Origin of the sequence: Microbacterium sp. Root553 (assembly GCF_001426995.1) — a bacterium.
GTDB lineage: Bacteria > Actinomycetota > Actinomycetes > Actinomycetales > Microbacteriaceae > Microbacterium.
In genome coordinates this window covers 2,153,664-2,175,381 of record NZ_LMFY01000001.1, presented here as the reverse complement: position 1 = coordinate 2,175,381, position 21,718 = coordinate 2,153,664, and the positions used below count along the sequence as shown (strand labels likewise).

At 69.4% G+C, this 21,718-nt stretch carries 20 protein-coding genes; 8 read left to right on the top strand and 12 right to left on the bottom strand.

The genetic code is table 11. From position 1 onward, the window contains the following. The first annotated feature begins 45 nt into the window (after window positions 1-45). Window positions 46-471 carry an OsmC family peroxiredoxin gene (locus ASD43_RS10030; RefSeq protein ID WP_056416857.1) on the top strand — a complete coding sequence of 142 codons (426 nt, stop codon included), beginning with the start codon at window positions 46-48 and terminating at the stop codon, window positions 469-471. A 6-nt stretch (window positions 472-477) separates the two neighbouring features. On the opposite strand, the gene ASD43_RS10025 is transcribed toward ASD43_RS10030, so the two are convergent. From ASD43_RS10025 to ASD43_RS10005, 5 genes are all read right to left on the bottom strand, one after another. Then, window positions 478-915, bottom strand: coding sequence for a hypothetical protein (locus ASD43_RS10025; RefSeq protein ID WP_235564106.1), 438 nt, complete (start codon window positions 913-915; stop codon window positions 478-480). Beyond that, window positions 912-1,652 carry a 4-hydroxy-tetrahydrodipicolinate reductase gene (dapB, locus tag ASD43_RS10020; protein WP_056416850.1) on the bottom strand — a complete coding sequence of 247 codons (741 nt, stop codon included), beginning with the start codon at window positions 1,650-1,652 and terminating at the stop codon, window positions 912-914. Before dapB ends, ASD43_RS10025 begins: the two co-directional genes overlap by 4 nt. 58 nt (window positions 1,653-1,710) lie before the next feature. Continuing rightward, window positions 1,711-2,313 (bottom strand): histidine phosphatase family protein, encoded by a 603-nt coding sequence (locus ASD43_RS10015; RefSeq protein WP_056416844.1) that lies wholly within the window; start codon window positions 2,311-2,313, stop codon window positions 1,711-1,713. A gap of 78 nt (window positions 2,314-2,391) precedes the next feature. Continuing rightward, on the bottom strand, window positions 2,392-3,420 hold the full coding sequence (locus tag ASD43_RS10010) for an aldo/keto reductase (protein ID WP_056416840.1): 1,029 nt from the start codon (window positions 3,418-3,420) through the stop codon (window positions 2,392-2,394). A gap of 211 nt (window positions 3,421-3,631) precedes the next feature. After that, a complete protein-coding gene (locus ASD43_RS10005; RefSeq protein ID WP_056416836.1) occupies window positions 3,632-5,902 on the bottom strand; it encodes a polyribonucleotide nucleotidyltransferase in 2,271 nt (756 codons plus the stop codon). 365 nt (window positions 5,903-6,267) lie between these two features. Here ASD43_RS10005 and ASD43_RS10000 point away from each other — a divergent pair, with 365 nt between their 5' ends. Continuing rightward, the gene (locus tag ASD43_RS10000) at window positions 6,268-7,578 is read left to right on the top strand and encodes a UDP-glucose dehydrogenase family protein (protein ID WP_056416833.1); all 1,311 of its coding nucleotides are present in this window, start codon (window positions 6,268-6,270) and stop codon (window positions 7,576-7,578) included. A 19-nt stretch (window positions 7,579-7,597) separates the two neighbouring features. On the opposite strand, the gene ASD43_RS09995 is transcribed toward ASD43_RS10000, so the two are convergent. Further along, window positions 7,598-9,523 (bottom strand): GDSL-type esterase/lipase family protein, encoded by a 1,926-nt coding sequence (locus tag ASD43_RS09995; protein ID WP_235564104.1) that lies wholly within the window; start codon window positions 9,521-9,523, stop codon window positions 7,598-7,600. A 154-nt stretch (window positions 9,524-9,677) separates the two neighbouring features. On the opposite strand from ASD43_RS09995, the gene ASD43_RS09990 reads away from it, so the two are divergent. Beyond that, window positions 9,678-10,301 carry a DedA family protein gene (locus tag ASD43_RS09990; protein WP_235564099.1) on the top strand — a complete coding sequence of 208 codons (624 nt, stop codon included), beginning with the start codon at window positions 9,678-9,680 and terminating at the stop codon, window positions 10,299-10,301. Between the two features lie 10 nt (window positions 10,302-10,311). Then, entirely contained in the window at window positions 10,312-10,488 is a 177-nt protein-coding gene (locus ASD43_RS17315) for a DUF5302 domain-containing protein (protein WP_162247495.1), read from the top strand. Between the two features lie 60 nt (window positions 10,489-10,548). Here ASD43_RS17315 and ASD43_RS09985 read toward each other — a convergent pair whose 3' ends face one another. Then, a complete protein-coding gene (locus ASD43_RS09985) occupies window positions 10,549-11,988 on the bottom strand; it encodes a cation:dicarboxylate symporter family transporter (protein WP_056419439.1) in 1,440 nt (479 codons plus the stop codon). A 162-nt stretch (window positions 11,989-12,150) separates the two neighbouring features. On the opposite strand from ASD43_RS09985, the gene ASD43_RS09980 reads away from it, so the two are divergent. Together ASD43_RS09980 and ASD43_RS09975 are read left to right on the top strand one after the other, a co-directional pair. Then, window positions 12,151-13,422, top strand: coding sequence for a sensor histidine kinase (locus tag ASD43_RS09980; protein ID WP_056416831.1), 1,272 nt, complete (start codon window positions 12,151-12,153; stop codon window positions 13,420-13,422). After that, complete coding sequence (locus ASD43_RS09975) at window positions 13,419-14,114, top strand: response regulator (protein WP_056416826.1); 696 nt, start codon at window positions 13,419-13,421, stop codon at window positions 14,112-14,114. Before ASD43_RS09980 ends, ASD43_RS09975 begins: the two co-directional genes overlap by 4 nt. 63 nt (window positions 14,115-14,177) lie before the next feature. Here ASD43_RS09975 and ASD43_RS09970 read toward each other — a convergent pair whose 3' ends face one another. Together ASD43_RS09970 and ASD43_RS09965 are read right to left on the bottom strand one after the other, a co-directional pair. Beyond that, window positions 14,178-14,822, bottom strand: a complete 645-nt coding sequence (locus ASD43_RS09970; RefSeq protein WP_056416824.1) for an FMN reductase — start codon at window positions 14,820-14,822, stop codon at window positions 14,178-14,180. Window position 14,823: 1 nt separating this feature from the next. Continuing rightward, window positions 14,824-16,047 (bottom strand): LLM class flavin-dependent oxidoreductase, encoded by a 1,224-nt coding sequence (locus ASD43_RS09965; protein ID WP_056416821.1) that lies wholly within the window; start codon window positions 16,045-16,047, stop codon window positions 14,824-14,826. Between the two features lie 108 nt (window positions 16,048-16,155). Between ASD43_RS09965 and ASD43_RS09960 the strand changes: the two genes are divergently transcribed. Beyond that, entirely contained in the window at window positions 16,156-17,313 is a 1,158-nt protein-coding gene (locus ASD43_RS09960) for an acyltransferase family protein (RefSeq protein ID WP_056416816.1), read from the top strand. Further along, on the top strand, window positions 17,310-18,173 hold the full coding sequence (locus ASD43_RS09955; protein ID WP_056416813.1) for a serine hydrolase domain-containing protein: 864 nt from the start codon (window positions 17,310-17,312) through the stop codon (window positions 18,171-18,173). The genes ASD43_RS09960 and ASD43_RS09955 overlap by 4 nt, the downstream gene beginning before the upstream one ends. Before the next feature lie 12 nt (window positions 18,174-18,185). Here ASD43_RS09955 and efeB read toward each other — a convergent pair whose 3' ends face one another. The 3 genes from efeB to efeU all read right to left on the bottom strand — a co-directional run bounded on the left by efeB (window position 18,186) and on the right by efeU (window position 21,710). Then, the gene (gene efeB / locus ASD43_RS09950; protein WP_056419436.1) at window positions 18,186-19,466 is read right to left on the bottom strand and encodes an iron uptake transporter deferrochelatase/peroxidase subunit; all 1,281 of its coding nucleotides are present in this window, start codon (window positions 19,464-19,466) and stop codon (window positions 18,186-18,188) included. A 61-nt stretch (window positions 19,467-19,527) separates the two neighbouring features. Further along, window positions 19,528-20,760 (bottom strand): iron uptake system protein EfeO, encoded by a 1,233-nt coding sequence (gene efeO / locus ASD43_RS09945; RefSeq protein ID WP_056416810.1) that lies wholly within the window; start codon window positions 20,758-20,760, stop codon window positions 19,528-19,530. Then, window positions 20,757-21,710, bottom strand: coding sequence for an iron uptake transporter permease EfeU (efeU, locus tag ASD43_RS09940; RefSeq protein WP_082539348.1), 954 nt, complete (start codon window positions 21,708-21,710; stop codon window positions 20,757-20,759). The genes efeO and efeU overlap by 4 nt, the downstream gene beginning before the upstream one ends. Window positions 21,711-21,718: the final 8 nt, after the last annotated feature.

Genomic DNA, 21,718 nt, shown 5'->3' with positions numbered 1-21,718 from the left:
CGGACACGCGTCCGCACATCCCGCGGCGCGAGAATCGGAGAGATCATGCCCGTCACCAGCGAAGCCGCCACCACCTGGACCGGATCCCTCGCGGAGGGCTCGGGCACCGTGTCGTTCTCCTCGTCGAAGCTCGGCACCTTCCCCATCAACTGGAAGGCGCGCAGCGAAGGCAGCGACACGACCACCACTCCGGAGGAGCTGATCGCCGCCGCTCACGCCTCGTGCTTCAGCATGGCGCTGTCTCACGCGCTCTCCGAGAACGGCACTCCGCCCGAGCGCGTCGACACCAGCGCCTCGGTCACCTTCAAGCCGGGCGTCGGGATCTCCGGCAGCCACCTCAACGTCAACGCCGTCGTACCGGGGCTGAGCGCCGAGGACTTCCAGCGGATCGCCGCCGACGCCAAGGTCGGCTGCCCGGTCTCCCAGGCTCTCGCGGGCATCGAGATCACGCTCGAGGCCACGCTGGCCTGAGTCGCCTCAGCCTCGGGCCACGCGGATCGCCGCACGGATGCTCGCACGGGCGTCCTTGCGGCGCCCTGCGGCGTCCTGCACCACCCCGAGCCGATACCGTGCTCGCCAGTCGCTCGGGGCAGCGTCGGCCTCGGCTGCATACCGCGCGATCAGCGGGTCGGCATCCGTGCGAGCGATACGCCCACTGGGGGTGAGTTCCGACTCCGCCTCCGGCATGCCGCCCTCGGAATCGAGTTCACGGCCCAGACGGTCCGCCGCGAATCCGAACTGCATCTCGCGCACCAGCGCCCAGGCGCCGATCGGCGCGAGCACGATCAATGCGACTCCCATACCGATCGACACCGCGGTCCCGACGGCGAAGAACATCACCGCGAGCCAGATCGCGACCGCGAGGTAGACCAGCAGCGCCGCGGCCATGAGGGCGACGCCGATCCTCGACATCATGAGCGGATGCCGATGTCGATCATGCTCTCCAGCCCGACGTGCACGCCGATGGCCTGCGCGGCGAACGGCACCGCGAGGCGGATGCCGGGCGCGTAGGCGAGAGCGGGCTCGACGGTGTCGTGGGTGAAGGTGAGCGACTCCCCGGGGCCCGCGAGCACGACCTCCTGCTTCGCGATCACCCCTGGACGGCGCAGGGAATGGATGGGCACACTGCCCACCTGCTGACCGCGGGCACGCTGGTCGGCGTGGGGCGCGCTCACCGGCCCCTGCTCCGCCCTGGCGGCGGCGATCAGCTCGGCCGTCCGCACGGCGGTGCCGCTCGGGGAATCGACCTTCGCCTCGTGGTGCGCCTCGACGATCTCCGCGGACCCGAAGAACGGTGCGGCCGCGGCGGCGAGGGCGGACCCCAGCACGGATCCGAGGGAGAAGTTCGGGATGAACACGGCACCGGTACCCGCGTCCTCGACGAGCGGACGCACCAGTGCGAGCCGCTGGGTCGACCAGCCGGAGGTCGCCACGAGCACGTTGATGCGGCGCTCGACCGCCGCGCGCACGACGTCGATGCTCACCTGGGGCGTGGTGGCGTCGATCACGAGTCCGGCGCCGTCCAGCTCGGCGAGATCGCTGCGCGATGTGAGCACGCGGCCCACCTCGAAGCCCTCGAGGTCGTCGATCACCGCGCGGATGATCGAGCCGAGCTTGCCGGTGCCGCCGACGAGTGCTACCTGGATGGTCATGCGCCCAGTCTATTTCGCTGCGGCTCCCTGCCCCGGCGGCGGGCCGAGGGCGGGAGGATCAGACCGGCATCGTGTCGGGGATGCCGGTGCGGAGCTCGACCGGAAGATGGCCGGTGTCGTTGTGCGTGAGCAGCGTCCACGGTCTGCCCTGCTTCTGCGCGATGACCGTGAGTCCGCAGTGCGCCTGGTTGAGGGTCATCCACCGCCACTCCGGAGCTCCGAGCACCTCGCGCACGAACCAGGAGATGACGAAGTTGTGGGTGATGAGGACCTCGTGGACGTCTCCCGGCTTGCGCACCAGGAACTCGTTGACGGCGTCGAACATCTGCGCCCGCCCGGCCTCGAGCTCGGCGTCGGTGACGGCCCCGAAGAACGGCTCGTACGCGGCGGGAGTCTCGTCGGTCATGCCGGTGGGCACGCAGTCGAACAAGAGCGCCGTCGGTGCGGGGTCGACCGACGGCAGGCGAGCAGCGATCGCCCTGGCCGTCTCGTTCGCCCGCAGCAGGGGCGAGTGCCAGACGGCGTCGAGCGGAAGACCCGAGAGGCGGTCGGCGATCAGCTCGGCCTGGCGCTGACCACGGGGCGACAGGGGTCCGTCGGCGAGGCCGTGCTCGGCGTCCTGATGTTCGCCATGTCTGACCAGATATATGTAATGCGTCACAACTCGCTCGCTTCATCGACAGCGTTTGTCGGTTCCACTCCACCCTATGCCAGGTCTATGACAGCGTCGTGACGCCGCTCAGTTGCCGGCGCGAGTGAGCTCTGCGACCTGTGCGCGCGACAGCGTCACACCGGCGCCCTGCATCAGCTCGTCGACGTGCTCGGCGGCGAAGGCGTTCACGATCGGCGCAGCGACCGTGCGCTGGGCGAGCAGCCACGCGATCGACACGGCGGCGACGGGAACCTCGAGTTCGGTGGCGACCTGATCGAGGGCGCGGAGGATCTTGGTGCCGCGGCGGTTCAGATGTCCGCGCAGCTGCTCTCCGCGCACGCCCTTCGAGGCCAGCGCCTTGCTGCGGTGCCGCCCCGACAGGAATCCGTGCTCCAGCGCATGCGACGGGGTCACGGCGAGACTCTGCGCACCCGCGACGAGTCGCAGATCCCCCTCGAACGGCTGACGCCTGACCAGGTTGTACGGAGAGTCGATGACCTCGATGCGCGGGTATCCGGCCGAGGCGAGGATCCGCGCCTCGACGAGGCGTTCGGGTGCGAAGCCGAAGGCTCCGAGCGCGCCGATCTTCCCGGCGTCGACCATCCATTCGACGGTCGCCAGCGTGTCTTCGAGGTTCGTCGTCCTGTCGAGAGTCGCGTCGAGGTAGAGCACGTCGATCCGCTCGACTCCGAGTCGGGTGAGCGATCCTTCGACGGCGCGAACGAGGTTGACGGATCCGAGACCCGGGTTGTCGGCGTGCGCACCGATGCGCACGCTCACGACGGAGCGTTCCCGCTGACCGCGGGACTGCAGCCACTGGCCGATGATGTGCTCGCTGCGTCCGCCGGAGAAGCCGTCGGCGGTGTGGATCGCATTCCCCCCGAACTCGACGTAGCGATCGAGGATCCCGTGACTGGTCTCCAGGTCGACGTTCCAGCCGAACTCCGCGGCGCCGAGCATGAGCGGGAAGGTCTCGAAACCCGTCTCTCCGAGCGGGACGCGGATGCCCTCCCCTATTCCGGGTCCGACGATCGGGATGGGTGCCGACGGATGCTCCGCCACGCCCTCCTGCGCACGGTCGTTCGAGGCTCCTGCGCCTACGCCGAACAACCGCATATCCTCACCCCGCTTCGGCCGTGGACCACGGCCCGCATCACTGCCCGAATACACCCCCCGGTGCGTACTTCGAGAGTAGGCGAGTTCCGCGAACTCGCCGACCAATCCGGGGAACGGCGAGCGAACTTCCCATAACGGTTTGGTCACGTCGGGGACGACGAAGCCCGGGCGTCCTGACGGACGACCGGGCTCCGTGTCGAAGCGCTGGGGATTACTCCGCAGCGGACTCCTCTGCCGCAGCATCCGCAGGAGCCTCGTCGATGACGGGCTCGAGCGACAGCTTGCCGCGGTCGTCGATCTTCGTGATCTTCACGAGGATCTTCTGTCCGACGGAGAGGACGTCGTCGACGTTCTCGACGCGCTTGCCACCGGCGAGCTTGCGCACCTCGGTGACGTGCAGCAGACCGTCCTTGCCCGGAAGCAGCGAGACGAACGCACCGAACGTCGCGATCTTCACGACGGTTCCGAGGAACTGCTCACCCACCTCGGGGTTGGTCGGGTTCGCGATCGCGTTGACCTGGGCGCGCGCGGCCTCGGCCGACGGTCCGTCGGTCGCGCCGATGTAGACGGTGCCGTCCTCCTCGATGGAGATCTGCGCGCCGGTCTCGTCCTGGATCGCGTTGATCGTCTTGCCCTTCGGGCCGATCAGCTCACCGATCTTGTCGACCGGGATCTGCACGCTGATGACGCGAGGCGCGGTGGGCGCCATCTCGTCGGGCGCGTCGATCGCGGCGTTCAGGACGTTGAGGATCGTCAGACGGGCATCGCGGGCCTGCGTGAGCGCACCGGCGAGGACCGAGGTCGGGATGCCGTCGAGCTTCGTGTCGAGCTGGATGGCGGTGATGAACTCACCCGTACCCGCGACCTTGAAGTCCATGTCGCCCAGAGCGTCTTCCGCACCGAGGATGTCGGTCAGCGCCGCGTAGCGGGTCTCACCGTCGACCTCATCGGAGACGAGGCCCATGGCGATGCCGGCGACAGGTGCGCGCAGCGGCACACCGGCGTTCAGCAGCGACAGGGTCGACGCGCAGACAGAGCCCATCGACGTCGAGCCGTTGGAGCTCAGCGCCTCGGACACCTGACGGATCGCGTACGGGAACTCCTCGCGGCTCGGCAGCACCGGCACGAGCGCGCGCTCGGCGAGGAAGCCGTGCCCGATCTCGCGACGCTTCGGCGAACCGACCCGGCCGGTCTCACCGGTCGAGTAGGGCGGGAAGTTGTAGTGGTGCATGTAGCGCTTGCTCGTGGTGGGCGACAGCGAGTCGATCTGCTGCTCCATCTTGAGCATGTTCAGCGTGGTGACGCCCAGGATCTGGGTCTCACCGCGCTGGAAGATCGCCGATCCGTGCACGCGCGGGATGACCTGCACCTCGGCGTCGAGCGGACGGATGTCGGCGAGGCCACGGCCGTCGATGCGAGCGCCCTCGGTGAGGATGCGACCGCGGACGATCTTCTTCGTCACGGACTTGTACGCCGCGGAGAACTCCAGCGGGGCGCCGGCCGGGAGCGAACCCGACTCGGTGGCCTCGATGAGCTCTGCCCGGACGCGGTCCTTGATCGCGTCGTCCGCAGCCTGACGGTCGGACTTGTCGGCGATCTGGTAGACGCCGACGAGCTCGTCGTAGGAGCGGCCGGCGACGAAGTCGTAGACCTCCTGGCTGTACGCCGGGAAGACCGGGTACACGCCCGGCTCCTTCGACGAGGTCGCTGCGAGCTCGGCCTGAGCCTTGACGAGCTGAGCGATGAAGGGCTTCGACGCCTCGAGGCCCTGCGCGACGATGGTCTCGTCGGGCTTGGTGGCGCCGGCCTTGATCAGGTTCCAGCTGCCCTCGGTGGCCTCGGCCTCGACCATCATGATCGCGACGTCTTCAGAGCCGTCGGACTTGGTGACGACGCGACCGGCGACGATGAGGTCGAACACGGCCTCTGCGACCTGCTCGGCATTCGGGAACGCGACCCACTGGTCGGCGTGCTCGCCGTGGCCGGGAACGAACGCGAGGCGCACACCGGCGACGGGACCCGAGAAGGGCAGACCCGAGATCTGCGTCGACGCGGAGGCCGCGTTGATCGCGAGAGCGTCGTAGTACTCGCCGGGAGCGATCGACATCACCGTGATGACGACCTGGACCTCGTTGCGCAGGCCGTCGACGAACGACGGACGCAGCGGACGGTCGATCAGACGGCAGACGAGGATCGCCTCGGTGGAGGGGCGGCCCTCACGACGGAAGAACGAGCCGGGGATCTTGCCGGCGGCGTAGGAGCGCTCCTCGACGTCGACCGTCAGCGGGAAGAAGTCGAAGCCCTCGCGCGGGTGCTTGCCTGCGCTGGTGGCCGAGAGGAGCATGGTCTCGCCGTCGAGGTACGCGGCGACTGCGCCCTGAGCCTGCTGCGCGAGGCGGCCGGTCTCGAAGCGGATGGTGCGGGTGCCGAAGCGGCCGTTGTCGAGAACGGCCTCGGTGGCGGTGATTTCAGGACCTTCCAAGAGGTCTCTCCTTCTTTGTTTAGGCTCGCGTACCCGTATGGTGCGCGAGCGTATTCATGAAGGAGCGGATGCGGCAGGATATGGGCGCGCGGTCATTCCCGCGAATGTCACCTGCGCTGGCCACCAGTAGAAAGCCACCCGACGCGACCCGCCGAGGAACCCACCACAGGGGACCAGCTCTCCGCCGATCGCTCCATGAGTCGATATGAAGTTATGCGGTCGACACGCGTCGACCGCCTCCAGCCTATCAGCGGCGGCCCGAAAAGCCCCGTGGGCTCGGCGCCCGGCTGTTCCGACATGCACCGTCCATGCGACGTTCACCCCTCGGACGCCCTCGCGTGAGGAGCATCCGGTCTCGTGGGCACATGCGCATGTCAGTGATCGGATGCGGGTACCTCGGTGCCGTGCACGCCGCAGCGATGGCCTCGATCGGACACGATGTCGTCGGTATCGACGTCGACGAGCACAGGGTCGCGGTGCTCGCGGGCGGCACGGCGCCGTTCTTCGAACCACGGCTCGAGGAGCTGTTGCGCGAGGGCCTCTCGTCGGGGCGCCTGCAGTTCAGCAGCGATATGGCGGACGCGAGCGGATCCGACGTGCACTTCCTCGCCGTGGGAACCCCGCAGGTCGCGGGCGGGCATGCGGCCGATCTGCGCTTCGTCGACGCGGCCGTGGAGTCGCTGCTCCCCCATCTCCGCCGTGGCGATGTCATCGCCGGCAAGTCCACGGTGCCGGTCGGCACCGCGGAACGACTGGCCGCGCGTGTCGACGAGACGGGCGCGACACTGGTGTGGAACCCCGAGTTCCTTCGCGAGGGCTGGGCCGTGCACGACACGCTCACACCCGATCGACTCGTCGTCGGCGTACCAGACGGAGCCGAGGGCGTCAGGGCCGCGACGCTGCTGCGGGAGGCGTATGCCTCCGCCGTGACCGCGGGCAGCCCGTTCCTGGTCACCGATCTCGCGACCGCCGAGCTCGTCAAGGGAGCCGCGAACGCCTTCCTCGCCACCAAGATCTCGTTCATCAACGCGATGGCCGAGATCGCCGAGGCCGCGGGCGCCGACGTCGCACTGCTCGCGGATGCGCTGGGCCACGACACCCGCATCGGCAGACGCTACCTCGGGTCGGGGATCGGCTTCGGCGGCGGGTGCCTGCCCAAGGACATCCGCGCCTTCACGGCACGCGCCGAGGAGCTGGGACGCGGAGAGGCCGTGGGGTTCCTCCGCGAGGTCGACGCGATCAACCTGCGTCGTCGCGACAGGGCGGTGCAGCTGGTCGTCGACGCACTGGGCGGGCTCGTGTTCGGTCGACGGGTCGCGGTGCTCGGCGCGGCGTTCAAGCCCTTCAGCGACGACATCCGCGACTCCCCCGCGCTCGACGTCGCTGTGCGGCTGCGAGGGCTGGGCGCCGACGTCGTGGTGACGGATCCGGCGGCGCTCGCCAACGCGGCGGCCGCGCACCCTCAGCTCGGGTACGCCGCCGAACGCGACGACGCGCTGCGCGACGCGGACGCCGTCGTGATCGTCACGGAATGGGACGAGTACCGCCGGGATCTCACCCCCGAGCATGCGGGATCGCTCGTCGCCGGGCGCGTGATCATCGACGGCAGGAACTGCCTCGACGCCGATCTCTGGCGCGCGGCCGGCTGGTCGTATCACGGCATGGGTCGCCGCTGACTCGCAGCCGCACCGACGATCAGCCGACGCTGACCCCGCGCGGCGCTCGCGAGCGCCCGAGGTAGACGTAGTCGTCGTGCTTCGCGACCCGGCCGTCTCCGGCCGCACGGCCGTGCAGGCGTCGCCACACCCAGGGCAGCGCGTGGCGACGCCACCACAGCCCGGCACTGATCGCCTCGTCCTCATGGAGCGACGCGTCGAGCGCACCGAGCGCATCGGCGTGCGGGACGCCGAGCACCTCCCCCACCCGGTACGCGAGGAAGCGATGACCGCGGCTGCTGAGATGCACGAGGTCCTCACCCCAGTGGGGACGCTCGGGCAGCGTCGGATGCAGATCGGTATCGATCAGGATCGCGCCGGTGCGTGCCGCGATACCGGCCAGTGCGGTGGCGAACGACGCGAAGCGCGCGGCGTAGACCGCTGCCGCACGGCGGTCGGGGAGAAAGGGCGTGACCAGGACCACGTCGGCGCCGATGCCGCGGAGGCGGGCCACGGCGCTCTCGAGCTCTGCGGCGAGCGCGGGCACGTCGACACGGGGTTTCACGAGGTCGTTGGCCCCGATGAGCACCGACACGAGGTCGGGACGGAGCTCGATCGCCCGCGGCAGCTGGATCTCGCAGACATCGCGCACGCGCTTCGAGCGGATGGCGAGGTTGGCATAGTGCAGTCCTCCCCTGGACGCGAGCAGCAGCGCCAGCCGGTCCGCCCAGCCGCGCAGGGTTTCCTCGGGTCCGGGGTCGCACAGCCCCTCGGTGAGCGAGTCCCCCAGCGCGACGTACCGCTGCCAGCGACGGGCGACGATCGGCCGAGACGGCTCGGGTCTGGTCCTGCGGCGAGCACGCGCTCCCGCGTCGACGGCCTGCAGTGCGGTCGCCTCGTCGAAGTGCCCCAGCAGCTGGTCGCAGACGCTGGCCCAGCTGCGTCCCTGCACGGCCTGATGCCCGGCGGCCCCGAACGCTCTGCGCTTTCGGACGTCGCCGGCGAGATCGGCGACGCGCATGCGCAGATCGTCGAGATCTCCGGGGCGGTAGAGCCATCCGTCGATCCCCATCCGCACGAGGTCGAGCGGCCCGCCGCGTCCGGTGGCGACGACAGGCACTCCGCTGGCGTGCGCCTCCTGGAGCGTCTGTCCGAAGGTCTCGCTCTCGCCGGGGTGCACGAACACGTCGAAGGACGCCAGCGCGGCGGCGAGCGCATCCCCCTCGAGATGCCCGAGGAACACCGCGCTCGGCATCAGCGCTTCCAGTCGGGGTCGGGTCGGCCCGTCTCCCACGATCACGAGGCGCGCCCCGGGGATGTCCTGCAGCACCGCGAGGTCTTCCACCTGCTTCTCCGGAGCGAGTCGGCCGACGTAGCCGATCACCGTCTCGGCACCCCATTCGGCACGCAGCTGCACACTCCGGCGCATCGGCTGGAAGCGCTCCGCATCGACTCCCCTGCCCCATCGCCTGACCCGATCGACTCCGAGGTCGGCGAGTCGGAGCGCGGCGTCCTCCGAGGGCGCGAGCGTGAGGGTCGCGCGCCGGTGCAGGCGCGCGATGTGGGTGTGGGCGAGCCCCGTGGTCGCCGGGACCCGGTATCTCGCCGCGTACGCCGCGACATCGGTCTGATAGGCCGCCACCGAGGGCACGTCCAGACGCTCTGCGGCGAGCGCACCTCGCCATCCCAGCGCGAACGGCGAGGCGAGGTGCACGACGTCGGGCTCGAACCGTCGGAGGGAGGCCGCCACGCGATGCGCAGGCGAGGTCCCCACCCTGACGTTGCGGTAGCCGGGGAGCGCCAGGCTCGGGATGGCTTCGACGGCCGCACCGGAGATCTCGGTCGGCAGGCCGACGGCATCCGGTGCGAGCACGTGCGCCTCATGGCCCGTGCGCTCGAGGTGCCGGAGGATCTGCAGCACGGATCCGGTGACACCGTTCATGTGCGGAAGGAAGGACTCGGTCACGATCGCGACTCTCACCCGCCCAGGATGCCCGGTGTCGGCCCCGGCTGAGGCGCGAACGGGCTGCTGCCACCAGAAGTTCACCGGATGCTGGAGCGCCGGTCACCGGTTATCCCGACGTTGGTTGCCGTTCACCTCCGGCGCGCACTGTGGAGGGGTGCCGCTCGATCTGCTCACCGGCCCCTGGGCCCTCCCCGTCATGAGCCTCCTCGTGCTCGGCGACGCCTTCCTGGTGGTCGTGCCCGGGGAGATCGCCGTGACCGTCCTCGGCGCGATCGCCGCGTCATCGGGGTCACCCTCGCTGTGGGCGGTCATCGGGTGCGCGGGAGCGGCAGCGGCCCTGGGAGACATCGCCTGCTACCTCATCGGACGCAGCGTGGGTCTCGAGCGCTGGGCGTGGATGCGCCGCCCTCGCATCCGGGCGGCGCTGGACTGGGCAGGGCTCCGGCTCGACAGCGGCACGGCGAGCGTGCTCTTCACGGCGCGTTTCGTCCCCTTCGCGCGGTTGGCGATCAACCTCGTCGCCGGTGCCTCGCGCATCCATCCCGGCCGGTATCTCGCCCTCGTGACGACGGCTGCTCTCGGCTGGGCCGCGTACCAGGCGTCGGTCGGCGCGGTGGTGGCCGCGGTGATCCCCGGGGGTCCGGTGGTGGCCGTCGTCGTCTCTGTCGCCGTGGCTCTCGGTCTCGGTGCGGTGATCGACCTCGCGGTGCGACGCGGACGACGCGGACGACGCGGATCGTCGGACTCCGCTCGGCCGCCGCGCAGCGACGTGGCCTAGGCTTGCGGGCATGAGCACCGAAGAAGGCGCCTCCTCCACCGAGGACATGAAGCGCAAGTTCAAGGAAGCGCTCGAGAAGAAGAACGCGCACCACCGTCAGGGCGAGTCGCACCTGGATGGCGACTCCGCCGTCCACGGCGCAGCGGCCCCGCAGACGCGGCGCGAGTTCCGACGCAAGAGCGGTTGACCGCACGGATGCGGGAGCCGACGAATCGCCGACTCCCGCATCCCTCTCCTCGACTCGGGTTCAGCCGCGCATCTCGCGGGCCCGTGCCCGTGCCTGCTTGGCCGCCATCTCATCGAGGGCGGACTCCTTGAGCCCCTGCACGTCGACGGCCTTCTCCTCGTCGACCATGCCGTGCTCGTCGACGCCGTCGAGCTGCGACTCCTCGAACGGGATCCGGCCGCTCAGCACCTGCGTCACGCGGTCACGGTCGATCTGCCGCGTCCACGTGCCGATGAGCAGGGTGGCGACCGCGTTGCCGGTGAAGTTGGTGAGCGCACGCCCCTCCGACATGAAGCGGTCGATGCCGACGATGACGCCGACGCCGTCGACCAGGTCGGGGCGGTAGGCCTGCAGACCGCCGGCGAGGGTCGCGAGCCCTGCACCGGTGACCCCGGCGGCGCCCTTGCTGGCGATGATCATGAACACGAGCAGACCGATCTGCTCACCGATCGTCATCGGCTGGCCCATGCCGGTGGCGATGAACAGCGAGGCCATCGTCAGGTAGATCGCGGTGCCGTCGAGGTTGAACGAGTATCCGGTCGGCACGGTGATGCCGACGACCGGCTTCGAGACGCCGATGTGCTCCATCTTCGCGATCAGTCGGGGCAGTGCGGACTCTGACGACGACGTGCCGACGATCAGGAGGTACTCCCTGGCGAGGTACTTCACGAGGCTGAAGATGTTGACGCGGGTGACCGCGTAGAGCAGCGTCCCCAGCACGACGACGATGAACAGGATGCAGGTGATGTAGAACGCGATCATGAGCACGCCCAGGCTCCAGATCGCGGCCACGCCGGTCTTGCCGACGACCGCGGCGATCGCGCCGAAGGCACCGAGCGGCGCGAGCCAGAGGATCATCCCGAGGATGCGGAACACCAGCTTCTGCAGGTTCTTCACCGCATCCATGATCGGGGCACCCTTCTCCCCGAGTCCCTGCAGGGCGAAGCCGACCAGGAGGGCGATGAACAGCACCTGGAGGACGCTCTCACCGGTGAACGCGGAGAAGAACGTGGTGGGGATGATGCCGAGGACGAACTCGGTCGTGGTCTTCGCCTCGGTGTCGGTCGCGTCGTAGTTCGAGTTGGCCATGTCGAGGCCGGATCCGGGGTGGATGATGTTGCCGACGACGAGGCCGATCGCGAGGGCGAACGTCGACATGACCATGAAGTACAGCAGCGCCAGCCCGCCGATCTTGCCGACGGTGGCGGCCTTGGCGATCGATCCGACGCCCACCACGATCGTGCAGAAGATGATCGGGGCGATCATCATCCTGATGAGCGACACGAACCCCTTGCCGATCGGCTCCAGGCTCTGACCGACCTGCGGCCAGAGCAGACCCACCGCCGCGCCGAGGACGACCGCGATGATCACCGACACGTACAGCCAGGTGTGCCTGTCCCAGGCCTGCTTGCCGCGGCGAGAATTGAAACCGGGAAGGGAGAACCCCGTCGTGATGGCCATGTTTTCCTCCTTGATCATGAACGTCGTCGTCTCATGACCGACGGCGTCGTCGCCTGTCGGTGTGTTCACCGTCGCCGACTTCCCTCCGCGGCACCATTTGTGGTCGTATTGGTCACTACCGGGATCGCAGACCCCGCGATCACCGCCGATCGGAAGGACCCGATGAGACCCGCGCGCAGCATCGCCTCACGGGTCTTCCTCGTGCTGCTGGTCGCGGCGATCGTCCTCGGAGCGCTGGTCGCGGTGTTCCTGGTGGTGGATGCCCAGCGGGCCACCCATTCCGAGGCCGAACGGGTCACGGCCGCGACGGCGGCGACCGTCGCATCCTCCCCGCTCGTGGTCGACATGCTCGGGGGCGACGATCTCACGGCGACGAGCGTCGCACTCGAGCCCTACGCGCTGGACGTCATCGCCGATGCGGGCCTGGACTTCGTGACGATCATGACCCTGGACGGCACGCGCGTGACGCATCCGGATCTCGATCAGATCGGCGCTCGCTACCTCGGCACCATCCCCGATGCCCCGCGCCCGTTGACGGAGGTGTTCACCGGGACGCTGGGCCCGTCCGTGCGCACGATCGTGCCCGTGATCGGGCCCGGCGGCGCCGCGGTGGGTTGGGTCTCCTCTGGCGTGACCATCGAATCGATCTCGGAGACCCTGGTGCGCAGGCTCCCCCTCTCCCTCGGCATCACCGCGGGGCTCGTCGCCTTCGGGGCGCTCGGAGCTCTGGCGGCTCGCCGGTTCACACGCCGGATCGCCGGGGATCTGCCGCCGGGGCAGGTGCGCGACGCGGTGTCGTCGTACGAGTCCCTGCGCACCCTCGGCGACGCGATCCGGGCGCAGACCCACGAGCACGGGAACCGCATGCACACCGCTGTCGCCCTGCTCGAGCTCGGACGCACGGACGAGGCGATCGAGATCCTGACCGAGACGTCGCGGCAGAGCCAATCCCTGGTCGACCAGGTCACGGCCCGTCGCGCCGGCGACCCTGCGGTGGGCGCGCTGCTGCTCGGCAAGGCGTCGCAGGCCAAGGAGCGTGGCATCGACTGGCGGGTGCGCATAGATCCCGACACCCCGCGGTCGCCGCTGTCGGCGGTCGAGAGCGTCGCCGTGCTCGGCAACCTCATCGACAACGCCATGGATGCGGCGGGCGAGGCCGAGGCACGCTGGGTCGAGGTCGCTCTGCAGACGTCCGCCGACGGGGGCATCCTGCTGGAGGTCTCGGACAGCGGCCACGGCATCCCCGCGCCGCTCCGCGAGCAGATCTTCGTCCAGGGATTCTCGACCAAGCAGGCGGACACGCAGGGACGCGGCGTGGGCCTCGCACTGGTCCGCTCGGTGGTGCTCGGGGCCGGGGGCACTGTTGCGGTGTCCGAGAATCCGACGACTTTCCGCGTCGTCCTCCCCCCGACGCGGGGGAAGGCGTCGGCATGATCCGCACCCTGCTCGTCGACGACGACGCCCTGACGATCGAACTGCATCGGTCCTACCTCGACCGGATCGACGGCTTCGTCGTCGCCGGGGAGTGCGCCGGAGCCCGCGCCGCGCTCTCGGCCCTGCTGGCGCAGCCGTCGGATCGGCCGTTCGACCTCGTCCTGCTCGATCTGACCATGCCCGACGGCTCGGGGATCGACGTCCTGCGCGCACTTCGCGCCCGCGGTACGGCGATCGACGTGATCGCGATCACCGGTGTGCGGGACGCCGAGAGCGTTCGGCAGATGGCCGCGCTGGGGGTGTATCAGTACCTGGTCAAGCCGTTCCCGTTCGCGGTCTTCCAGGAGCGTCTGACCGCCTACCGCTCGTATCGCGAGCAGGCGCGATCGACCGACGGCGAGGCCACCCAATCGGAGATCGATGCCCTGCTGGGCCGTGCCACCGGCACCGTCCTCGTCCCCAAGGGGCTCTCCGACGCCACCCTGCAGAAGGTCACCGGCGCGCTGCGTTCCGGAGGTGCGATGTCGGCGAGCGAGGCTGCCGAGCGGCTCGGCATGTCCCGTGTCTCGGTGCGTCGGTATCTCGAGCACCTCGCCGCGTCCGGAGTGGTCATCCGCAGTGCACGGTACGGGGCGCGGGGTCGTCCGGAGACCGAGTACGGCTGGAATCGGCGCACAGACGGACGCGACTGACATGGCCCGGTCCCGAGACCGCGCGTACGCCGCTCGATCGTCGTCGAGCGGCGCACGCCGAGGTCACTCGCCGGCGAGACCGCCGAGCATGTGACCGAACGACCGGCCCTCGCCGAGGTAGGTCGCGGGATCGTACGGGTCGAGGACCTCGGTGGTGTCCCGCCTGGCGACGGCCTCGGCGAGCTCACGCGCGCCCTTCTCCACCCTCTTCGCGAGAGGGGCGACGTCGTCGCCCGCCCCGCCCCAGTCGCTGGAGGCCGCGAACACGCCCGTCGAGACGGCATCCGCATGCAGATAGGCGAAGAGCGGGCGGATCGCGTAGTCGATCGCGAGCGAATGCCGGGCCGTGCCGGCGTTCGCGCCGATCAGCACGGGCATCCCGGTGAGGGCGTCGGGGTCGAGCACGTCGATGAACGACTTGAAGAGGCCGTTGTAGCTCGTGGAGAAGATCGGCGTGACCGCGATGAGCGCATCGGCGGACACCACGGTGTTGATCGCCGTCTCCAGCGCCGGCGGCGCGAACCCCGTGAGCAGGTTGTTCGTGATGTCGTGCGCGTAGTCCCGCAGCTCGACGACGTCGACCGTCGCCTCGATGTCGTGACCGGCGAGCGCCTTGACGGTCTCAGCGGCGAGGCGATCGGCCAGCATGCGGGTGGACGACGGGTTCGAGAGTCCGGCCGAGACGACCGCGATCCGACGGCTGGCCATCTCAGGCACCCTTCCGGCTCAGACCGAAGGCGGAACCGGCAGGAGCGGGCGTGTCCTGGTAGGGCGAGTCACCCGTGAGGTTGTCGCCCCGGTTCGCTCCGGGCCGCGCCTGACGCGTCGGGCCGTCGCCGAACTCGGCCAGCACCCGCGACGCATGGGTCGGCGCGTCCGGGACGTTCGCCGGACGATCCTTCGCCAGCTCCTTGCGCAGCACCGGCACGACCTCGGAGCCCAGGATGTCGAGCTGCTCGAGCACGGTCTTCAGAGGGAGACCGGCGTGGTCGATGAGGAAGAGCTGCCGCTGATAGTCCCCGTAGTGCTCGCGCATCGCGGCATAGCGGTCGATCACCTGCTGCGGCGACCCGACAGTGAGCGGGGTCATCTCGGTGAAGTCCTCCATGCTCGGACCGTGCCCGTACACAGGGGCGTTGTCGAAGTACGGGCGGAACCGGTTCACGGCATCCTGCGACTTCGCCGCCATGAACACCTGACCGCCCAGACCGACGATCGCCTGCTCCGGCGCGCCGTGTCCGTAGTGCGCGTAGCGCTGACGGTACAGCTCGATCAGACGCTGATAGTGCTCCTTGGGCCAGAAGATGTTGTTCGCGAAGAACCCGTCGCCGTAGTAGGCGGCCTGCTCGGCGATCTCCGGTGTACGGATCGAGCCGTGCCAGACGAAGGGAGCGACACCGTCGAGGGGACGCGGAGTCGAGGTGAAGCCCTGCAGGGGTGTGCGGAACTTGCCCTCCCAGTCCACGACGTCCTCCCGCCACAGCTTGTGCAGCAGCGCGTAGTTCTCGATCGCGAGCGGAAGGCCCTGGCGGATGTCCTGGCCGAACCACGGATACACCGGTCCGGTGTTGCCGCGACCCAGCATGAGGTCCATGCGGCCGTCCGACACGTGCTGGAGCATCGCGTACTCCTCGGCGATGCGCACCGGGTCGTTCGTGGTGATGAGGGTCGTCGAGGTCGACACGATCAGACGCTCGGTCTGCGCGGCGAGCGCAGCGAGGAAGGTGGTGGGGCTGGACGACCAGAACGGCGGGTTGTGGTGCTCGCCGATCGCGAAGACGTCGAGACCGACCTCCTCCGCGTGCGTGGCGATCCGCAGGGTCGCCTTGATGCGCTCCTGCTCGCTCGGCGTGTTGCCGGTCGTGGGATCGCGGGTGATGTCGCTGACCGACATGATGCCGAACTGCACCGGGACGCCTGCCTGCTCGCTCATGATTGCTCCGTCTTCTCGAATCGGGTGCCGCGCATCCGGTTCTATTCATGTGAATGTATCTGAGTCAACGCGATGCCAGCAACTTTATTCCCCGAGTAGCCTCGGAGCATGCACAGCACCGGAGCCGACCCGACGAGCCCCGCCACCACGTCCGCCCCGAGACCGCGCAAGAGAGTCCCCTTCTGGGACAACGCACGGTACGCCTGCATCGTGCTGGTGGTGCTCGGACACGCGATCCAGCGCCTCACGTACGACTCCGACATCGCCCTCGCCGCGTATCTCGCGCTGTACGCGTTCCACATGCCGGCATTCGCGATCATCTCCGGCTACTTCTCGAAATCCGGCTCCCCCACCCGGGTGCAGATGGCGAGGGTCATCACCGACATCCTCGTCCCCTACGTCATCTTCGAGTTCCTCTGGACGCTGACGAAGTGGTTCGTCGAAGGACAGGCGGATCCGAACTTCACCAAGCCGTCGTGGACACTCTGGTTCCTGCTGGCGCTGGGGATCTTCCGTCTGGTCCTCCCCTATCTCGCCCTGCTGCGTTGGCCGCTGCTGTGGACCGTGATCATCTCGGTGGGCGTGGGCTATCTGCCCAACGTCGACAGCACGTTCTCGCTGTCACGCACCCTCGGACTGCTGCCGTTCTTCGCGCTGGGATGGTGGCTGCGCGACCGCGACATCGTCACGCGCCTCCGCCTGCTCGACGTGCGCCCGTGGTGGGTCAGGGCGACAGCACTGTGCGTGCTCGCGATCGCGGGCTTCGCGGCGTGGAACTGGATCGACGTCTGGAAGCAGGTCGACCTCGGTCGGTGGTTCTTCTATGAGGACGCGTATGCGGATCTCGGCGGCGAGCAGTGGTGGGCGGGTGGCGCGCGCATCGCGTTGATGCTGCTTGCGGTCATCCTCAGCGCCGCGTTCTTCGCCCTCATCCCCCGCGGCACCCACTGGTGGACCCGGTTCGGCCAGTACACGATGTACGTGTTCCTGCTGCACTCCTTCGTGCTCTACCCGTTCCGAGAGTCCGGAGTGCTGCGCGACCTCGATCCGACCTGGCTGTGGCTGCCGCTCGTGACCCTGCTGTCGGTCGTCCTCGCCCTGGCTCTCGCGACGAAGCCGGTGCGGTCGATCTTCCGCCCCCTCGTCGAGCCCCGACCGCGCTGGCTGTTCGCCGATCCGGAGCTCACCGGCAGGCAGGGCCACCGCAGCGACCCGACCGGCTCCCGTCGCCCCCGGCAGACCCCGGACGCGAGTGTGAAGCGGTGAACCGAGCCGAGCGGATCCGAGATCTCATCGTCGAGCAGAGCGACGCGACGGGCTTCGTCGCGCACGGACTGCACGTGCGCATCGGCGACGACGTCGCCGAGCACCGGTGGACCGAGGATGTCCGCGAGGAGATCCACTCCGTGGCGAAGGCGGTGTGCGTGCTCGCCGCCGGCATCGCCGCGGACGAGGGACTCGTCTCGCTCGATGCACCCGTCGCCGAGTACGTGCCGGACGTCGTCCTCGGCGACGGTGTCGACGAGGTGACCCTCCGGCATCTGCTCACGATGTCGAGCGGCATCGACCTTCCCTACTCGGAGACCCTGATGACCGACTGGCCCGATCTCGCCCGCGAGTTCCTCGGTCGGACGGCGCGCGGACGCGTGTTCCAGTACTCCAATGCCAGCAGCTACACCGCGATGGCGGTGCTGGCGTCGCGGACCGGCGACATCCTCGAGTATCTGCGGCCGAGGCTGCTCGACCCGCTGGGTCTCGGCGACATCGCCTGGGAGCGCTGCCCGCAGGGTCGGGTCGTCGCCGGCAGCGGCATCGCTCTGCGCACCGAGGAGATGTCGAGACTCGGACGACTCATCCGCGACCGCGGTGAATGGGAGGGCGTGCGCCTCGTCTCCGCGGAACTCGTCGACGGGATGCACTCCGACTGGGTCGCCTCGGGCGAGAACCCCGGATACCGGCGGTATGCGCTCGCGGGCTGGGACGGCCCCGGACGCCAGTGGCGACTGCACGGCGCACACGGTCAGCTGATCCTCTTCGCCGGGGATGCGGTGGTGACCATCAGCGCCGACGACCACTTCGGAGCGGACTCGATGGCGGCCTTCGTCGCCGACCTCCTCGACGTCTGACTCCGGAGAAGGTCAGGCGAAGAGCTCCGCGCCGACGTAGGACCCCTGTCGCGCGCCGCGCGGGACCACCCAGATACCCGATCCCACGTGTCGGATGTACTCGTTCATGCGATCCGTGGAGAGGGCTCGCTGGAGGCTGATGAACTGCGCGGGATCCCGCTGGTACGAGAGGAAGAACAGCCCCGCGTCGAGGCGCCCGAGGTCGTTGTTGCCGTTGACGTAGTTGAAGCCGCGGCGCAGGATGCGGATGCCTCCGTTCTGCTCCGGGTGCGCGAGCCGCACGTGCGAGTTCGCGTCGATGGCGGAGGTGCCGAAGTCGGGCGCGGTGAACTCGTCACCACCGGAGAGAGGAGCGCCCGAGCCCTTGTCCCGCCCGACGATCGTGTCCTGTTCCGACAGGCGCACCCGGTCCCAGGTCTCGATCAGCATCGCGATCCTGCGGGCCACGAGGTACGACCCACCGGCCAACCAGGCGGGCTCGTCGTCCGCACCGACCCAGACGTGCGCCGCGAGGGCGTCGGCGTCGTCCGCGAGGATGTTGGCCGTGCCGTCCTTGTAGCCGAAGAGATTGCGCGGAGTGGCCTGCGCCGAGGTCGTGCGCGACGTCTTGCCGAAGCCGAGCTGCGACCAGCGCAGCCGTGCGCGCCCGAAGGCGATGCGGCTGAGGTTGCGGATCGCGTGCACCGCCACCTGCGGGTCGTCGGCGCAGGCCTGGATGCAGAGGTCGCCGTGGGAGGACTGCGGGTCGAGGTCATCGCCCAGGAACGCCGGCAGCCGTTCGAGCCCCTCGGGTCGCCGCGCCGCGATGCCGTAGCGATCCCCCTCCTCGTTCTCGAACAGGCTCGGTCCGAAGCCGATCGTGATCGTGAGCGACGCTGCCGGCAGGCCCAGCGCCTCGCCGGTGTCGTCGGGCGGCACCTCGGCGTCCCCGCCGACAGCGCCGGTGGCGCTCACCTCGAGTCCCGCAGCCATCCTGGAGGCCGCGTACGACCAGTCCTGCAGCAGCGAGATCAGGTCGTCGCGGTCGGTCCGGGGCATCATGTCGAACGCGGCGAAGTGCAGATGCTCCTGCACGGGCGTGGTGATGCCCGCCTGATGCGCACCGAAGAAGTCGTATGCTCGCTGCGCGTCCTCGACCGCCTCCGCCCTCGCCACCGCGGCACCACCGACGAAGCCCGCTCCGACGCCTGCCGCGAGGGATGCGACCCCGCCGCCGAGCGCGAGTCCGAGCAGACCTCGCCGGCTCAGACCACCCGACGAGGGTGCCGAGGCCGCAGGATCCGGCACCGGCACGGAGTCCGCGGCTGCGGCGTCGTTCGATCGTTCGTCCACGTGCGAGACCGTACCCTTCGGATCAGTCGAGGACCGTGCCGGTGAGCTGCGACAGCGGCTCCGCGAGGGCGTTGATGAGATCGGTGAACTCGCGCTTGTCGGCATCCGTGAGCTCCGAGTAGCCGACGAATCCGTCGGCGAGGGAGCCATGGGCCGCCAGAGACCCCTCGAGGGCGGTGTATCCGTCCTCGATCTCGGACACCAGCGCGGCGCCGTCGTCGCCCTGCGCCGTCGCGAAGTCCTGGACCAGGGAGAACGCCATCTTCGACCCCTCGACGTTCGCCGCGAAGTCGTAGAGGTCGGTGCCCGACCACCAGTCCTCCTCGCCCGAGATCTTGCCCGTCGCGACCTCGTCGAGCAGCGCGATGGCGCCGTTGGAGATCCCGCCGATGCCCTGATCGTCCAGCGCCGTGGTGAAGTCATCGGAGTGCACGTACTCGTACAGCTCTTGCACGTCGGCCATCAGCTGGTCGCCGTAGTCCGCGCGCTCCTGGGGCGTCGACGGCGCCCAGTCCTGCCAGGCCGGCGTCTCGCCGTCGGCGTTGAGCGCATCCTGCGCCGGCACCCACAGGTCCTTCTCGATGCGGTGGAAGCCCGTCCAGTCGAGCCCCTCCGCCACGGCGTCCACCTCGCGGTAGTCGATGCGGGGGTCTAGTGTTCCGAGCGCCTCGGCGACGGGCTCGATGCGCTCGTAGAAGGCGCGCGTCTGCGGGAAGAGCGTGCGCGCGGTCTCGTCGTCGCCCGATTCGTACGCGGCGACGAGCTCCTCCACGGAGGGCACGAGCTGTCCGACCTGATCCTTCACGAAGGCGGCGTAGAGGTCCACTGCCTGCTGCTTCTGCTCGGAGTCCTCACCGGCGACCTCGACCCGGTCTCCGGTGACCGTGAACTCCGACTTGCCGACGCCCTCACCGATCATGCCCGGCTTGCACAGGGTGAAGTACTTCCCGGGCTGGGCGACGACGGTCAACGTGCGCGACGCGGACGGCGCGATGTTCTCGACCTCGCCGACGATGCGCAGGCCGTCCTCAGCCAGGAGGTAGAACTCGGACGTCTGCCCGCTGTCGTTCTTCACGTCGAAGGTCAGGGTGCCGCTCGCCGCCGTGGCACCGGACACGGCGCACGCGGAATCCGTCGACGACACATCGAACGCCGCACCGGAGGCGACGTCGCTCTTCGCGACGCATCCGCTCAGGACGAGCCCGGCCGCGCCTGCTGCGGCGACGGCACCGAGGATTCGACGAGAGGTGGTCATGCTGCTCCTTGCTGGGTGAGGGTGGCCGTCGCGCCGCTGTCCGAGGACACGGTCGCAGACGGGCGAGGGGTGGCGGGGCGACGGGATCGCAGCCCGCGAACGAAGAAGAATCCGACGATGAGGATGTACACCGACCACGCGGCGACCTGCAGCCAGGTCATGCGCGGCATGAAGCCGACGGTCGCCTGGAGGACGGTCGCCCAGGCGCTGTCCGGAGCGATGACGCTCGTGACGTCGAAGGCCCAGCCGAAGGGGAAGGCAGCCCAGCCGAGCGCCACGGCGCCCGTGACCGCGTCGATCGGTGCCGCGGCCGTGAAAGGCCCTGGCAGCGCTCCGGCCTCCTGCAGATCCATGACGGCGTAGGCGAGGACACCGGCCGCGACGATGACCAGGAATCCGCTCGTCCAGGTGAAGAACCGACGGAGGTCGAGTCGCACCGCACCGCGCGCGAGAAGCCAGCCGACCACCACGGCGACGAGCAGGCCGAGGACGGCACCGATGAGCGCGGTCGGTGCGTCACCGAACGACTGCAGCATCGACCACAGCAGAAGCGTGGTCTCGATGCCCTCGCGTGCGACGGAGACGAACCCGATCGCGATCAGCGCCCAGATGCCGCCCTGGGTGAGCGCCCGGTCGAGCCCGCCCTCGAGGGTCGCCTTCATGGTGCGGCCGGCCTTCTGCATCCAGAAGATCATCCAGGTGACCATGCCCACCGCGAGCAGGGAGAGCAGACCGCCGATCAGCTCCTGCGCTTCGAAGGTGAGCGTGTAGGCGCCGAAGGTGAGGATCGCCCCGATGCCCAGCGCCAGGGCGATGGCGAGGCCGACTCCGGTCCAGAGCCTCGGCAGCGCATCGCCGCGTCCGAGCCGACGGAGGTAGGCGACGAGGATGCCGACGACGAGTGCGGCTTCGAGGCCTTCACGGAGGCCGATGAGGAAGGTGGCGAGCACGGAGGAAC

What these genes read in the sequence shown, in the direction of transcription:
- ASD43_RS09985 (WP_056419439.1), bottom strand. Translation starts at nt 11,988, where the DNA reads ATGGCCATCACGACGGGGTTCTCCCTTCCCGGTTTCAATTCTCGCCGC.
- ASD43_RS09960 (WP_056416816.1), top strand. Translation starts at nt 16,156, where the DNA reads ATGCACAGCACCGGAGCCGACCCGACGAGCCCCGCCACCACGTCCGCC.
- ASD43_RS10030 (WP_056416857.1), top strand. Translation starts at nt 46, where the DNA reads ATGCCCGTCACCAGCGAAGCCGCCACCACCTGGACCGGATCCCTCGCG.
- ASD43_RS09975 (WP_056416826.1), top strand. Translation starts at nt 13,419, where the DNA reads ATGATCCGCACCCTGCTCGTCGACGACGACGCCCTGACGATCGAACTG.
- dapB (WP_056416850.1), bottom strand. Translation starts at nt 1,652, where the DNA reads ATGACCATCCAGGTAGCACTCGTCGGCGGCACCGGCAAGCTCGGCTCG.
- ASD43_RS10010 (WP_056416840.1), bottom strand. Translation starts at nt 3,420, where the DNA reads ATGCGGTTGTTCGGCGTAGGCGCAGGAGCCTCGAACGACCGTGCGCAG.
- ASD43_RS10000 (WP_056416833.1), top strand. Translation starts at nt 6,268, where the DNA reads ATGCGCATGTCAGTGATCGGATGCGGGTACCTCGGTGCCGTGCACGCC.
- ASD43_RS09965 (WP_056416821.1), bottom strand. Translation starts at nt 16,047, where the DNA reads ATGAGCGAGCAGGCAGGCGTCCCGGTGCAGTTCGGCATCATGTCGGTC.
- efeO (WP_056416810.1), bottom strand. Translation starts at nt 20,760, where the DNA reads ATGACCACCTCTCGTCGAATCCTCGGTGCCGTCGCCGCAGCAGGCGCG.
- ASD43_RS10025 (WP_235564106.1), bottom strand. Translation starts at nt 915, where the DNA reads ATGATGTCGAGGATCGGCGTCGCCCTCATGGCCGCGGCGCTGCTGGTC.
- ASD43_RS09970 (WP_056416824.1), bottom strand. Translation starts at nt 14,822, where the DNA reads ATGGCCAGCCGTCGGATCGCGGTCGTCTCGGCCGGACTCTCGAACCCG.
- ASD43_RS17315 (WP_162247495.1), top strand. Translation starts at nt 10,312, where the DNA reads ATGAGCACCGAAGAAGGCGCCTCCTCCACCGAGGACATGAAGCGCAAG.
- ASD43_RS09980 (WP_056416831.1), top strand. Translation starts at nt 12,151, where the DNA reads ATGAGACCCGCGCGCAGCATCGCCTCACGGGTCTTCCTCGTGCTGCTG.